Genomic DNA, 14377 nt, shown 5'->3' with positions numbered 1-14377 from the left:
AGTCCGGCCCCGGTCAGCTTGTCCACGTTGTAGATCTCGGTGAATCGCCGGCCGTCGTCCGGGGTGCGATAGTTCTGGAACTCCGCGAGGGTCTGATCGGCCAAGTTGTCGCTCTCAACCGAACCTCGGCGGGCAACCCTTCGGCGTACTTCGACGACTGCCACTCCACACCCGACAGCGGCGTGCCCATCGGTTTGGCCTCGATCACACCGACCGCTTTCTTGTCGACGTAGAGCAGATAGTCGGCGCGGCCGTGACCTCGCGCCATCACAACCTCGCGCACCACAACCCCGAGCGCTGCGAAAAGGTTGAGTTCGCGCTTGTCCTGGACGCTCCATCCCGCGGCGGCGAGCTGAGAATCGATCGCCGCTCTGGCACGTTGTTCCGCGGCGAGACGCTGGTCCGCGGGATTGTCGTTCATACCAATCGAAGATATCGGAGGACAATGACATTCGGCGGCACGAATGGGATATCGCCACGTCGGCGCCGAAGTGCGGCGGCACAGCTCAACAGGTGACACCTCCTATTGTTCGCTTCCGCGGTCGCGGCGATCACCAGATCGACGGCCACCGCGCTGCGATGCCGGACGCGTCCGGACAGCAGGTGCTGTACTGCACTGGACCTGGCGTATATGGGGCACGGTCGGCGTGGCGGGTGCCGCCGCGCCGGAAACGATGCCGAGTCAGTCGACCCATGCCGCTACTTTCGCCGGCTATGGCCGTGCAATCGTCGACTCCACACGATGGACTGTTCAAAGCGATCTGCTCCCGCAAAGCCGAGATCGCCGGAATACTGCGTGCCAACCTGCCCGGTACACTCGCTGCCCGGCTGGACTTCGACTGTTTGGAGTTGCAACCGGCCGGTTTCGTCGAGCAGAACCTGCGTGCGTTCTACAGTGATCTGCTGTTCCGAACCCGCCTGTCCGGTCATGACGCCTACGTTTATGTCCTCGTCGAGCACCAGTCGTGCCCGGACCGTTTCATGCCGATGCGGATGCTGCGCTACATACTCATGACCTGGACCCAGCACCTCGACGCGCACCCGAACAGCAAGGCGATACCCGCTGTCATCCCGCTGGTCGTGCATTCCGGGCCCAGAGGTGAGCGATGGAATTATCCGACCGAACTGGGCGAGCTGATCGATCTCGACGACGCGGGTCGGGCTGAACTCGCCGAGTACCTGCCGAGCTTGAAGATCCTGCTCGATGACCTGTCCCAGGTCGATATCGACGCGATCCAAGCACGTGATCTGACCCCGCCGGCGCGGCTGGTGCTGATCCTGCACAAGATCACCGCCAAGAACACGAACCTCGGCCACGTTCTGCAACGCTTTATCGCAGATCTGAACGACTTGACCACGGATGACCTGTGGCGGGTATTCGAGTACATTTTCCTGGAGGGCGATACCGGTCTCGAGGATCTGCAAGCCCTGTTGAATCAGCTCGGTCCGCGAGCCAAGGAGGTAGCTGTGACCACCGCAGAACGACTCCGCGCAGAAGGCCGCGTCCAAGGCCGCGCAGAAGGCCGCGTCGAAGGGGAAGCTCGGGCGCTGCTGACGTTGTTGGCGGCCAAATTCGAGTCGCTGCCTACCGCGGTGGTCGACCGGGTGCGCAGCGCCCGCACCGACGAACTGGAAGCATGGATGCCGCGCGTACTCACCGCCACCACCGTGGACGAGATCTTCACACCGGTCTGAATCAGTTCGGTCCGCGAGCCGAGGAGGTAGCTGTGACCACCGCAGAACGACTCCGCGCTGAAGGCCGCGTCCAAGGCCGCGCCGAGGGGGAGGCACGGGTGCTCCTCAAACTGCTCGCCGCCAAATTCGGGACGCTGCCCACCGAGACGGTCCACCGCATCCGCTCCGCCGACACCGACGAATTGGAAACATGGACACCCCGCGTACTCACCGCCACCAGCCTGGACGAGATCTTCACCCCCGGGTGAGCCAGACCTGGATGCATTGTTCGACGGCCGACGTGTTCACCATGGTCGAAGATATCGACTTCGAACCGGTACGCCAGCGAGATTCGATCCGCAATGTCGACTTATGAGTCCCTGTTGGACGGCAACCAATACCCGATCTAGTCAGTCCGCGGACGGGCGGTAGCCGGCGAACCCGGCGAGGCGGCGCCGTCCATCGCGACTGACTGCTCCCCCGCCGCGCTGCGGCCCGCGCGCCGGCCGGAGAAGATGCAGTCGGAGAGGGACAGCCCGCTGACGTAGGAGTTCACGCAGATCCCGGCGGCAGTCCGGCCGGCCGCGTACAGGCCGGGGATATCACCGCCGTCCGCGCTTTTGACTGCGCCTGTTTCCTCGTCGACGAGCAGCCCGCCGACCGTGAACATCGGGCAGGGGTTCGTCAGGCTCGGTTTGATCGAAACATCCAGTAGCCAGTACGGACCCGCGCCGACCGGGCGGACGTAGTCGGCGGGTTTGCCGACCGGGTCGGGGGCGCCGGTTGCGTAGGCGGTGTTGTGCGCGGCGACCGTTTCCCGCAACCCGGCCGCGTCGATACCCGCGGCGGCGGCGACGGCGTCGAGGGTCTTACCCCGTTTTGCCTTGCGGCGCATGACCTCGAACTGCATCCGCTGGAACCAGGCGGCCTGCGGGCCGATCTGCGAGATCGCCTTGCGCATGAGTTCTTCGTCGGCGAGCAGGAAGCCGATACCGTCGTGCCGGGTGATCAGAGCGTCACCGACCGCGGCGCCGTAGCGGGTTTCGTCGATGACCCGCTGCCCCTTCCCGTCGACCAGCAGCGCGCCGGTGAACGAGCTCGGTGGTAGCAGGAACCGCCAGGCCGAGACGTTGCTCATCCGGTCGGTGGCGGCGCCGGCACTGCGGCCGAGTTCGATACCGCTGCCGTCGTCGCCGGAGCTGCCCAGCGCCAGCCCGTTCTTGTAGGCGGGGGCGTAAGCGTGCAGCATCTCCCGGTTGGCGATGAATCCGCCCGCGGTAAGCACCACACCGCGGCGGGCCAGCACCCGGATGGTGGTGCCATACCGGCGGTCGAGGCGGGCGAGCTGTTTTTCCAGCGCGCGGCGCAGGGGCGGATAGTAGATACCGGGTTTGGCGGCGATCGCGGCCATCCGGATGTAGCGAGTGCGGACCCCGGCGGGCGCGTCGCGCAGAGTACGACATTGCACCCCGACCACGGCGCCGGTGTCGTCGGTGAGCAGGTCGGTGGCCGTGGTAAGGGCTTCGACCCGGACTCCCTTGCGTTCCGCAGAGCGAGCGAGCGGCGCGAACAGCTTCTTCCCCGAGGTACCCCACCCCTTCACCCGGTGCCCGCGCTGGGCCGGAGTGATGTCGTTGAAGGCACCGGAGATCTCGCTGCCGGAGTAATAGAGGTAGTAGTCGTTGTTCGGATACGAGGTCTTGTACGGGCACAGCGATGCCTCGAACGGCACACCGTGCCCGGTCAGCCAGTCGATCATCGCCGGGCTGCCGTCGACGAAGCGGCGCAGGGTCGCGGGCGATACGGCGTCGCCGACCTCACGCTCCAGATAGGCCAGCATCGCCTCGGGGGTGTCCTCGACCTTGCCCGCGCGCTGCACCCAGGTGCCGCCGCCGGCATAGATGATCCCGCCGGACAGTGCGGTCGCTCCCCCGCCGGTGAACCGGTCCAGGACGAGTACCTGGGCTCCGTCCTCGGTCGCTTGCAGCGCTGTCGCCGCTCCGGCCGCTCCGTATCCGACGACCACGACGTCCGCGGTCAGGTCCCATTCCTGCGTCATCCAGCCAACTCCACCGAAAATTGAAACGAGTTTCGCTGCCGTTCACTCGGCAGAATAAGTCTTCTGCCACACAACATAGACCAACAGCGCCATCATTCTATAACGTGTTCTACATGAACGATCGGGAATACGATGTGGTGGTGGTCGGCAGCGGCGCCGCCGGAATGACCGCCGCCCTCACCGCCGCGCACAACGGGCTGAGTGTGGTGCTCCTGGAAAAGGCGCCCTACTACGGTGGGTCCACCGCGCGCTCGGGTGGCGGGGTGTGGATCCCCGGCAACAAGGCCCTGCGCGATACGGGCGGCCCCGACGACCGCGAAGAAGCGCGGCGCTACCTGCACAGCATCATCGGCGACGTGGTGCCCGCCGAACGTATCGACACCTATATCGACCGCGGCGCGGAAGCCCTCGATTTCGTGCTGGCCAACAGCCCGCTGGAGATGGAATGGGTCAAGGGCTACTCCGACTACTACCCCGAAGCGCCCGGTGGCCGGGCCGGTGGCCGATCCTGTGAGCCCAAACCGTTCAACGCCATGATCCTCGGCGACGAACGCTTCAACATCCATCCGCCCTACTCCAAAGCTCCGCTGAACGTCGCCGTCACCCAGGCCGATTTCGTCCGGCTGAACCTGATCCGCCGCCACCCCAAGGGCATGCTGCGGGCACTGCGGGTCGGTGTGCGCACCTATTGGGCCAAGTTCACCCGTAAGCACCTGATGGTCATGGGTCAGGCGATCATCGCCGGTATGCGCAAGGGCCTGATGGACGCGAACGTGCCCCTGCTGCTCGATACCCCGATGAACAAACTGGTGATCGAGGACGGCAAGGTCACCGGCGTCGAGGCCACCCACAAAGGCGAAACCGTCCGCTTCACCGCCCGCTACGGTGTGGTCCTGGGCAGCGGCGGATTCGAGCACAACGCCGAGATGCGCGCCAAGTACCAGCGGGAGCCGATTACCACTGAGTGGACGACCGGCGCCGCCACCAACACCGGAGATGGCATCCTCGCCGGTATGGACGCGGGTGCCGCGATCGGCTTCATGGAGGACGCCTGGTGGGGTCCGACCATCTTCAAGGGTGGTAAGCCGTGGTTCGCGCTGTCCGAACGCAACCTGCCCGGTTCGATCATGATCAACCCGAAGGGTGAGCGGTTCGGCAACGAATCCGCGCCCTACGTGGAGGCCGTACACACCATGTACGGCGGTGAATACGGGCAGGGCGAGGGGCCGGGCGAGAACATCCCCACCTGGCTGGTGTTCGATCAGCGCTACCGCAACCGGTACATGTTCGCCAGCCTCCAGCCGGGCCTGAAGTTCCCGTCGCGCTGGATGGAGAACGACCTGATCGTCAAGGCCGCGACCCTGCAGGAACTGGCCGAGAAGATCGGGGTTCCCGCCGATAAACTCGCCGCCACCGTCGAACGGTTCAACAAGTTCGCCGAATCCGGCAATGACGAGGACTACCACCGCGGCGACAGCCAGTACGACCGGTACTACGGCGACCCGACCGTCAAACCGAACCCGTGCCTCGCTGCCCTGGTGCAGGGGCCGTTCTACGCGGCCAAGATGGTGCCCGGCGATCTCGGCACCAAGGGTGGTCTGGTCGCCGATACCGCGGCCCGCGTACTCCGCGAGGACGGCACCCCGATCGACGGCCTCTACGCCTCCGGCAATGTGTCGACCCCGGTGATGGGCCACACCTACGCCGGCCCCGGCGCGACGATCGGCCCGGCCATCGCCTTCGGCTACCTCGCCGTCCACGACATCATCGACCGTAAGAAGGCCGGGTCCGCCGTGTCACCGGCCGAGGCCTGAGCCGAGGAGAAGTTATGCCCATCGATCCACAGGTAGCGCTCGGCGCGGAACTGCCGAGCAAGGAATTCTCCTGGACCGCCTCCGATATCGCCCTCTACCACCTGGGTATCGGCGCCGGTCACCGCTGGACCGATCCCGCCGAACTGCGCTACCTCGACGATCGGGAGCCGCAGGTCCTGCCCACCTTCGCCACCGTCGCGCACACCCTGCGCGATACCGACCCACCGAAGGTGAAATTCCCGGGCGTCGATATCGACCTCGCCAAGGTGGTGCACGGCGCGCAGGAAATCCAGGTGCACCGGCCGTTGCCCGCCTCGGGTAAAGCGACCCGCACCGGCCGGATCAGCGAGATCTGGGATAAAGGATCCAACGCGGTGATCGTGCAGGAATTCACCGTCACCGGCTCCGACGGCGAAGCCCTGTGGACCGAACGGTCCTCCATCTTCGCCCGCGGCGAAGGCGGTTTCGGCGGCGAGCGCGGCCCCAGCAACAAGGCCGAACTCCCCGACCGGGCCCCGGATTTCGACGTCACCACCGCGACCCTGCCGCAGCAGGCCCTGCTCTACCGCCTCTGCGGCGACCGCAACCCGCTGCACTCCGACCCCGAATTCGCCAAAGGCGCCGGCTTCCCGGCACCGATTCTGCACGGTCTCTGCACGTACGGGATCATCTGCAAAACCGCCACCGATACGGTGCTGGAATCCGCGGCGACACGGGTCACCGGATTCAAGGCGCGGTTCGCCGGGGTCCTGTTCCCCGGTGAGACGCTGCGGTCACGCATCTGGCAGGAGCCGGGCAAGTTGACCATCAGCGCCACCGCCATCGACCGCGAAGACGCACCGGTGCTGGGAGACGTGGTCCTCACCTACGCTCAGTAGGCCCTCTCTCCACTCGTGTGGCCGGCGAAATCACCGAAGATCGCCGGCCACATGTCTTCCCGCTCGACCGTTCGGATGTTTCCGAGCACCGGATATCAGCTGATCGTCCCGGGCGGCGCTATCCATTGCGTCGGTTGGCCGGTCACTTCTGCCACGGTTTCGAAGTCACGGTCGTAATGCAGGAGTGCCAAATTGTTCGATTCTGCAGTCGCCGCGATCGCCAGGTCTGCGACGCCCGCGCTGCGGTGCCCACCGCGCTCGGTCAGCAGTTGCTGTACCTGGTGCGCGCGAACCCAGAGGTTGTCCGGCGTAATCACCCAACCGAACAGTTCACCGATGAGTTCCTTCTTACGCAACCGATCGCCGAGCGACTGCGCCCCGTAGAGCAACTCCAGCTCCACCACATCACAGAATGCGATCACCCCCGCAGTCAGCGATTCGTGCCAGGTCTTACGCAGTGCCGGGTCCCGCAGGACTCGGACCGCAGCAGAAGTGTCGATCAGGTAGCTGATCACCGGCGGTACTCGGTCTTGTCCAGCAGGATGTCGAAGTCACCCCGCTCGGCCATCTCGCCGAGTTCGTTCAGCGCCTTGACTCGCTTGATCCGCTTCGCGACCTCGATCAGTGCGGCGTTGACCGTATCTTTCTTGGTTCCGGTACCCAGAAGCCGCTGGGCTTCGGCAAGCGCTTCGTCATCGACATCGATCAGTAGCTTGGACATCCACACTCCATATATCGGGGATATTCAACTCCAATATACCCAATAGATCCCCCGTATTGCTGCGGCAGACCAAGCCATACCATGGCGCAATGTTCACCGCACTACCCGCAACCGCCGCGTGGTCGCACCGCCATGCGAGGGCGGGCTTCGAGGTCTCCTATTTCGAACCGGTCGAGGGCAGTCACCGGATCGAGGGAGCATCCACAGCGGTCGAGGATGGCCGCACATGGTTCGTCGCCTACGATATCGCGGTGGATTCGGCCTGGCGGACCCGCAAAGCGCGGGTGACCGGCCGGTCCGCAGCCGGCAGGCGCACCGTACTGCTCGAGGCCGACGGCGCCGGACACTGGCAGGTCGACGGTGAACCGGCATCCCACCTGGATGGCTGCCTCGACGTGGATCTGGAGTCCTCCGCGATGACCAACGCATTTCCCGTCCACCGGATGTTGTTGCCGATCGGGGCACGGGCCGCGGCGCCGGCGGCCTATGTACGTGCCACCGATCTGTCAGTCGAACGGCTGGAGCAGGAGTACCTCCGCGCACCCGACCGAGGGACCGGCCGATGCTTCGACTACGCGGCGCCTGCCTTCGGTTTCTCGTGTCGCCTCGTCTACGACGCGTCGGGCCTCGTACTGGACTACCCCGGGATCGCCTCGCGTATGGCCTGATCGGGTCGTCTACATACGAAGCCGCGGCCGTCACCGAACGCGGTGCCACGCTGTATGTGTTGTGCTTCAGCGATAGTGGGCCCGAATCCGGACAGCACCCCGTCCGCCTCGGCGAGTGGTGGCCCCCTTCACACCGGCAGGCATGGCCGAATCGACTTCTCCCCTCTCGGTATTGCTACGGGCAGCCGGTGGCGAGCGGGCCTCCGCGCAGTGCCGAGACGATCAACTCCTGGAACGCACCGTCGCGTGGTTCGTTGCGGTGAATCACGTGCCGGCCCGGGCAGAAATCCTGAACACTCGCGTTGATCGCGCCCGGCAGCGGCTCGCGTTCCGGGCCTTCGTTCTCCGAGAACAGGTGGTAGGCGCTGAGTCCGGGCGGAACCGCGGGTGGTTCGTTGAGTGCCCGCAGAAACGGCGAGCCGGGCGCGATATCCAGGCATCCGGGCCAGAAGAGCGAACAGAGCAAACCGAGCGACTGGCCCGAATTCGGCGTACCGAAATCGACATAGGTACCGACCGATTCGCCACCGCGCAGGAACTTGACGTAGTGCCGGGCGGCGAGCCCACCCATCGAATGCCCGGCGAGGTCGACCCGCGCCGCACCGGTCTCCCGCCGGATCTCGTCCACGGCCCGCGCGACCGCGGCCGCCGATTCGGCGATGGGCGCCGAACCTGTCGGTGCACCCGAGAGGGACGGCACGTCGGGAAGAACCATGGAATACGCCGGATATCCCCATTCGTCCAGCGCTTCGCGCAGCTTCTCCAGGATGCCTCGGTCAGCATCGAATCCGCCGATCACCAGCACGGGATTCGGTGCAGCGGGGCCGGGTTGGGCGAATGCGGCCGGGGTTGCGTTCGCACCGAGGCCGAGGCATACGACCACCAGGCAAATCCGAACAATAAGTGCAACAACGGCTTTCATCGACCTGCTTCCGTGAGCCCACGAACTACCGGAACCGCAACTGCGACGCTGACGATCAAGGATGCTAACGCGACGCCCCGGAAGTCGTGGGAGGCGCGGCGGCAGATCACGAACCGGCGGCACGGCCGCCGACCCAACCGTTTCCGAATAGTTATCGGGCCGGAGCCCGGTCTCGGATTCTTCGGCGACACGACGTGCATATATGCCCGGTTCGGCGCTCGAACGGCGATACTCGCAAGTCGATCTATATCTATTGAGTCGAAGCGCCGCGTTTTCTGCTCGGAGCCCTTGGTGTTGCGCTCGCGTCCACGGCGCCTTTCGGTTCGATAGCTGCCGGGAAGAGCCGTACGCAGGAGGAATCGCTATGAAGAGCGGGAAGCGCGCATGGATCGCAGTCCTGTCGGGAACCCTGATGGTTGCCGGCGCCGCGGCGGGCGCACCATCCGCCTGGACACAGCCGGCGCTATCGCAAGGAGCCGGGGGCGAGATTCTGCGTCGCGAAGTATCGCAAGTGGCCCTTTCGATCCCTGGACTACCGGGCACGACACCCGTGAGGTCGACACGCCTCACCTACGCCAGCAGCGATACCCATGATGCGCCGACCACGGTGGTGGGGACGTATCTGGAGCCGACCGCGCCGTGGCGAGGCCCGGGCGAGCGCCCGTTGGTGGCATATGCGGGCGGTACTCAGGGGCAGAGCCCCGAATGCGCGCCGTCGGCGATGGTGTCGCAGGTGGTCCGGTTCCAGCCGCCGGCCGATGTCGTATTCGAATACGACGTCATGGCGATTCAATACCTGCTCGCCCAGGGCATGGCGGTGATGATGACCGACTACCACGATCTCGCCGCCCCCGGCATCCACAACTTCCTCAATCGCAAGACCCAGGGTTACGCGGTCCTGGATGCCGCCCGCGCCGCGTTGCACCTACCCGGCAGCGGCTTCCATCCCGGCTCGCCGGTCGTACTCTACGGCTACTCGCAGGGCGGGATGGCCGCGGCGGCCGCGGCGGAACTGCAACCGGCCTATGCCCCCGAGTTGAACATCCGTGGCGCCTATGTGGGTGGCCCCCCGGTCGGTCCCGCGGAATATATCGCGCGCAGCGACGGCATGCCCGGCGTCGCGCCGGCCATCGCGTGGATCCTCAACGGGATCGCCGCCGACTACCCCGAAACCCGGCCCGTACTCGACGCCGCCCTGAACGACACCGGTAAGGCGATCCTGAACAATTCGATCGGCAAATGCGGCGGTGGCCTCTCGAACGCCCTCACGCAACCGCAGCACACGTCCCGCTGGACCACCAGTGGACAGCCGATCAATGCGGTGATCGATGGCTCGCCGGAATTGAAGAAGGCATTCGACGAGCAGCGGCTCGGCGGGACGGCTCCGCAGGTGCCGGTGCGTATCTACTCGGCGCGCAACGATGACATGTTCCCGGCCTCTCGTGGTATCGCCGCAAGTTGGTGCGGTGGCGGTACACCGGTTCAGCTGGAAGCGGATGCCGGCCTACCGCCGATATCCGGGTTCCTGAGCACACACGATATGGCGTTCTTCCCGTCGGTGACCACTTCGGTGCCGTGGGTGACCGATCGACTCGCAGGGGTGCCCGCCCCGGTGAACTGCGCGGCACTGCCGTGATCCGGTGAAGACCAGACCTGTTCCGGTGCTCCGTCGTCCCGGTCAGGCGGCGAGACTGTCGCGATCCTGCGGAACCGGCCGGCCGCGGGATCGCGATCCGGAGAGACCCGGACGGCCGGAGGCTCGTGATCCGGAGAGACCCGGACGGCCGGAGGCTCGTGATCCCAAACGTCGCCTGTGGATTCTGAGTACCGTAGCGCCTGGTTGCGCACTTTTGCCGGCGCAACTGGTCGAGCTCACCGGCCTGTCGCTGTTCTGGTGGATCGGCCCCATCGTGGTGTTCGGGGTGATTCCGATCCTGGATGTCGCGGTGGGCTGCGATGGCAGCAGCCCGCGCGACGAGGACTACGAAGCCCTGTCCAACGATCGCTATTACCGCTGGTGCACATTTCTCTTCCTGCCGATCCAGTTCACCGGCCTGGCCATCGCGGGATATATGTGGTCGAGTCCCGAGCTACAACTCGCCGACAAACTGGGGCTTACCGTCACGATGGGACTGGTTTCCGGTATCGGCATCAATGCCGCCCACGAACTCGGCCACCGGGCCGAACACCTCGAACGCCGGCTGGCGCAGATCGCGCTGGCGCAGTCCGGGTACGGCCATTTCTTCGTGGAGCACAATCGCGGCCACCATGTCCGTGTTGCCACCCCCGGCGACCCGGCCAGCGCCCGCTTCGGCGAATCGTTGTGGTCTTTCATCCCGCGTAGCGCCGGTGGCGGTTTCCGTTCGGCGCTGAAGCTGGAGCGGGAACGTCTGTCCCGTAAGGGAAAAGGGTGGTGGTGCCGCGATAATCAGCTACTTCAGGCGTGGTCGATGAGCGCCGTGTTGTTCGGGGCGATGACACTCGTTTTCGGGACCGGCATCATTCCGTTTCTGGTGATGCAAGCCGTGATCGGCATCGGATTGCTCGAAACCGTGAATTATCTCGAGCACTACGGATTGCTGCGAGCCCGCCGGCCCGACGGCCGGTACGAACGATGCTCACCGCGGCACAGCTGGAACAGCGACCGCCTGGTCACCAACATCTTCCTGCTGCACCTGCAACGCCACAGCGACCACCACGCCAACCCCGGCCGTCGCTACCAGACACTACGCAGCTCACAGGAAGCACCACAGCTGCCGTTCGGTTACGCCACCATGGTCCTGCTCGCCGCAGTGCCCCCGCTGTGGCGAGCGGTCATGGATCCCCGGGTCCTCGACCACTACGGCGGCGACATCTCGCTCGTCAACCGAAACCTCGCAGATGATCGGATCACGCCGCCGGTGGCCGGACTCAGCCGGGTGGCGGCGCGTCTTCGCCTGCGCCGGTCCCGGTAACCGGTTTTGCCGGACGGCGGCGGGTGGCGGTGATGCTGTAGGTGAGGATCGAAGACAACAAGATCACCAGGACCGGCGCCACCACAGGCGACCAGGCCAGATCGACGGGTAGCGCGGCCGCGGCGGCCGCGGCGGCGGTCCATACGACGGCGCCGATCACCGATGGCAGTGTTGTCGGGACCACCCCGCGCGGGGCCGTAACGGTCGCGATGTTCAGCAGGTAGGTGGTGGCGACCAGGCCCGCGACGGCCGCCGCGATCAGCCCGGCATCGGACAGGCCCAGGACCCCGATCACCAGCAAAACGGCGCCGACAGCGGCGAGGCGCCACCACCAGCCGATGATCACCAGGATGATCGCAGCGGGGGCCGCCCACGGCTGGATCAACGCGACCAGGAGCACCAGCAGGATTCCGGAGAGATGGGCAAGGAATTTGGTCATCGGCGTACCCGCATCATCCGGCGGTGCCGGGGTAGCAGACGCATGGTCTGATCGAGACGGGTATCGGCGGCCCAGCCGACGATATCTACACCGACCGTGCTCATATCGCGGTACATCGACATCCGCTCGAGCTGCCACATCTTTTCCATGGTGGGATCGAGGTCGCCGGCGAACGGACTACCGCGCAGCACATCCACCGCCACCACCACATGACCTCGTTTACGCAGGTCGATGAGAGCGAGCGCGAACTGGGTGTCCAGCAGTGTGGAGAACGCGACGACTACCGCGCCGAGCGGAACCGCGGCCCACGGCGCAAGGGTGCCGGTGGTGGGGATGTGCTCGTCGCCGACATCGAGGACGGTGTCCACGATGCGGTAGAACTGGCGGCGCCCGATATCGGGACGCAGCCAGCGGGGTGATCGGCCGAGGCAGACCACGGCGGTGCGGTCGCCGGCCTGCAACGTGGATTGCACCACCTGCGCGGCGCCGCGGACCGAGAGTTCGAGGGCGTCGGTGGCCGGCCCGGGTGCCTGCTGGGAGGTGTCCACCAGGACGACGACATCGGCGGAGCGGTTGGTCAGCCGTTCGGTCACATACAACCGGCCGCGGCGGGCGCTCACCGGCCAGTTCACGATGCGGAGCTGGTCGCCGGGGGCATAGGCGCGGATATCGGCGTACTCCACGCCCGGGCCGTGCCGGCGGGTCAGGTGCACGCCGAGACGCTCGGGAAGCTCGGTACGCGGCAACGGCATTCGTTGAGGGTCGGTGACCGGGTAGACGAAGATCTCCCCGGCGGGCAGGGTGACGGTGGCCAGCGCCATCCCGGCGGGGCTCAAAGCCTTCACCCGCACCGAGATCGGATAGCGACCCCACCGCTGCGCCGAAACCGTCAACCGCAACCCGGCAGGCGCCGTCCCGGAATCCGACGATTCGTCGACGGTGACCGTCATACCGTCGGTGACCACCGGTGTGCAGCGCAACAGGGCATATCCCTGGTCGACGAACGCGGCAATGGTGACCGTGACCTGCTCCCCCTCGAAGCACCGCTGAGTGCCGCCGCCGTCCACCTGGATCCGGGTGCGCGATACCTGCCACGGCGCGCCGGCCAGAACTCCGAGCATGGGCGCGGCGAAGACCACGAGCTGCCAGCTGGCCGAGACCACCGCACCGAACAGCGCGACGGCCGAGGCGATGGCGAGCAGATAGGTCAGCGGCGCGGGGCGCCAGCGCAACCTCGCCTCCACGGTGGCGGTGGCGTCACGGTGTCTCATTGCGTGGCAGCGCGCGGAACCGGAAGCCGGCGCAAGAGTTCGCCGATCACATCCTCGCCACGGATCCGGCGCACCCACATTTCCGGTCGCAGGGTGATGCGATGCGCCATGGCGGGTACGGCGAGGGCTTTCACATCTTCCGGGATGACGTAGTCACGGCCGTTCAGCAGCGCACGGGCACGCGCCATCTGCACCAGATCCAGTTCCGACCGCGGACTGGCACCGACCTCCACCTGCGCATGCGCGCGAGTCGCCGAAGCCAGCGCCACCACATAACCCACCACATCCGGGTGCACGGAAACGAATTCGACCGCATGCCGCATTTCCAGCAGCCCCTTCGCGTCCACCACCTGATGCACCCGCGGTTGCACCGCACCGCGTTCCAGCCGGCGCCGGATCATTTCGGTTTCGTCCAGTTCGGAGAGATAACCGATGCGCAGCTGAATAGCGAAACGGTCCAGCTGCGCCTCCGGCAGCGGGTAGGTGCCCTCGTATTCGATGGGGTTGTCGGTGGCGAGAACGACGAACGGCTGTGGCAGCGGGAAGGTTTCGCCGTCGATACTCACCTGTCCTTCGGCCATCGCCTCCAGCAGCGCCGCCTGGGTTTTCGGCGGAGTTCGGTTCACCTCGTCGGCGAGCAGCATATGGGTGAACACCGGACCCCGGCGGAAAGTGAAGCGGCCGGTGGTCATGTCGTAGATGGTGGAGCCGAGCAGATCGGCGGGCAACAGGTCGGGGGTGAACTGCACCCGGGTGAAATCCAGGCCGAGGGCCGCCGCGAACGAGCGGGCGATCAATGTTTTGCCCAGACCGGGCAGGTCCTCGATCAGCACGTGCCCGCCGGACAGGATCGCGATCATGATGAGCTGTAGCTCATCGCGTTTACCGACCACGACCCGGGAGACCTCCCGGAGCACGGCTTCGGTGCGTTGGACAGTCGCGTCCAAGGGCATCGTCATGTCTTTACTCGCAATGCG

General features: G+C 65.9%; 15 protein-coding genes. 7 read left to right on the top strand and 8 right to left on the bottom strand.

The annotated features are described in order from the left end of the window. Positions 1-13: 13 nt before the first annotated feature. A complete protein-coding gene (locus tag NFL01S_RS05825; RefSeq protein ID WP_062972150.1) occupies positions 14-421 on the bottom strand; it encodes a hypothetical protein in 408 nt (135 codons plus the stop codon). A gap of 293 nt (positions 422-714) precedes the next feature. Between NFL01S_RS05825 and NFL01S_RS05820 the strand changes: the two genes are divergently transcribed. Together NFL01S_RS05820 and NFL01S_RS05815 are read left to right on the top strand one after the other, a co-directional pair. After that, positions 715-1695: an Rpn family recombination-promoting nuclease/putative transposase gene (locus NFL01S_RS05820; RefSeq protein WP_062972147.1), complete on the top strand. Its 981-nt coding sequence runs from the start codon at positions 715-717 to the stop codon at positions 1693-1695. A 32-nt stretch (positions 1696-1727) separates the two neighbouring features. Next, complete coding sequence (locus NFL01S_RS05815) at positions 1728-1943, top strand: DUF4351 domain-containing protein (protein WP_062972145.1); 216 nt, start codon at positions 1728-1730, stop codon at positions 1941-1943. 137 nt (positions 1944-2080) lie between these two features. On the opposite strand, the gene NFL01S_RS05810 is transcribed toward NFL01S_RS05815, so the two are convergent. Continuing rightward, positions 2081-3733: an FAD-binding protein gene (locus tag NFL01S_RS05810; protein WP_062972143.1), complete on the bottom strand. Its 1653-nt coding sequence runs from the start codon at positions 3731-3733 to the stop codon at positions 2081-2083. A 104-nt stretch (positions 3734-3837) separates the two neighbouring features. Here NFL01S_RS05810 and kstD point away from each other — a divergent pair, with 104 nt between their 5' ends. Together kstD and chsH3 are read left to right on the top strand one after the other, a co-directional pair. Then, positions 3838-5547, top strand: coding sequence for a 3-oxosteroid 1-dehydrogenase (kstD, locus tag NFL01S_RS05805; protein WP_062972141.1), 1710 nt, complete (start codon positions 3838-3840; stop codon positions 5545-5547). A gap of 14 nt (positions 5548-5561) precedes the next feature. Next, positions 5562-6425, top strand: a complete 864-nt coding sequence (gene chsH3, locus NFL01S_RS05800; protein WP_062972139.1) for an enoyl-CoA hydratase ChsH3 — start codon at positions 5562-5564, stop codon at positions 6423-6425. Between the two features lie 95 nt (positions 6426-6520). On the opposite strand, the gene NFL01S_RS05795 is transcribed toward chsH3, so the two are convergent. Next, the gene (locus tag NFL01S_RS05795) at positions 6521-6940 is read right to left on the bottom strand and encodes a PIN domain nuclease (RefSeq protein WP_062972137.1); all 420 of its coding nucleotides are present in this window, start codon (positions 6938-6940) and stop codon (positions 6521-6523) included. Continuing rightward, entirely contained in the window at positions 6937-7146 is a 210-nt protein-coding gene (locus NFL01S_RS05790) for a type II toxin-antitoxin system VapB family antitoxin (RefSeq protein ID WP_062972134.1), read from the bottom strand. Before NFL01S_RS05790 ends, NFL01S_RS05795 begins: the two co-directional genes overlap by 4 nt. Positions 7147-7235: 89 nt before the next feature. Between NFL01S_RS05790 and NFL01S_RS05785 the strand changes: the two genes are divergently transcribed. Beyond that, on the top strand, positions 7236-7814 hold the full coding sequence (locus NFL01S_RS05785) for a putative glycolipid-binding domain-containing protein (RefSeq protein WP_062972131.1): 579 nt from the start codon (positions 7236-7238) through the stop codon (positions 7812-7814). A gap of 175 nt (positions 7815-7989) precedes the next feature. Here the strand turns inward: NFL01S_RS05785 and NFL01S_RS05780 are convergent, their stop codons facing one another. Next, the gene (locus tag NFL01S_RS05780; protein ID WP_062972128.1) at positions 7990-8736 is read right to left on the bottom strand and encodes a lipase family alpha/beta hydrolase; all 747 of its coding nucleotides are present in this window, start codon (positions 8734-8736) and stop codon (positions 7990-7992) included. Positions 8737-9286: 550 nt separating this feature from the next. On the opposite strand from NFL01S_RS05780, the gene NFL01S_RS05775 reads away from it, so the two are divergent. Together NFL01S_RS05775 and NFL01S_RS05770 are read left to right on the top strand one after the other, a co-directional pair. Further along, positions 9287-10372 carry a lipase family protein gene (locus tag NFL01S_RS05775; protein WP_062972125.1) on the top strand — a complete coding sequence of 362 codons (1086 nt, stop codon included), beginning with the start codon at positions 9287-9289 and terminating at the stop codon, positions 10370-10372. A 181-nt stretch (positions 10373-10553) separates the two neighbouring features. Beyond that, positions 10554-11690, top strand: coding sequence for an alkane 1-monooxygenase (locus tag NFL01S_RS05770; protein WP_063915875.1), 1137 nt, complete (start codon positions 10554-10556; stop codon positions 11688-11690). Here NFL01S_RS05770 and NFL01S_RS05765 read toward each other — a convergent pair. The 3 genes from NFL01S_RS05765 to NFL01S_RS05755 are packed head-to-tail and all read right to left on the bottom strand — an operon-like array spanning position 11647 to position 14359. Further along, the gene (locus NFL01S_RS05765) at positions 11647-12129 is read right to left on the bottom strand and encodes a hypothetical protein (protein WP_063915863.1); all 483 of its coding nucleotides are present in this window, start codon (positions 12127-12129) and stop codon (positions 11647-11649) included. The two genes, NFL01S_RS05770 and NFL01S_RS05765, sit on opposite strands and share 44 nt — an antisense overlap. Beyond that, the gene (locus NFL01S_RS05760; protein WP_062972122.1) at positions 12126-13400 is read right to left on the bottom strand and encodes a DUF58 domain-containing protein; all 1275 of its coding nucleotides are present in this window, start codon (positions 13398-13400) and stop codon (positions 12126-12128) included. Before NFL01S_RS05760 ends, NFL01S_RS05765 begins: the two co-directional genes overlap by 4 nt. Further along, a complete protein-coding gene (locus NFL01S_RS05755) occupies positions 13397-14359 on the bottom strand; it encodes an AAA family ATPase (RefSeq protein WP_062972119.1) in 963 nt (320 codons plus the stop codon). The genes NFL01S_RS05760 and NFL01S_RS05755 overlap by 4 nt, the downstream gene beginning before the upstream one ends. Positions 14360-14377: the final 18 nt, after the last annotated feature.

The organism is Nocardia flavorosea NBRC 108225 (genome assembly GCF_001613385.1).
GTDB classification, from domain to species: Bacteria; Actinomycetota; Actinomycetes; order Mycobacteriales; family Mycobacteriaceae; genus Nocardia; species Nocardia flavorosea.
This window is presented reverse-complemented; position numbering and strand designations above follow the sequence as displayed.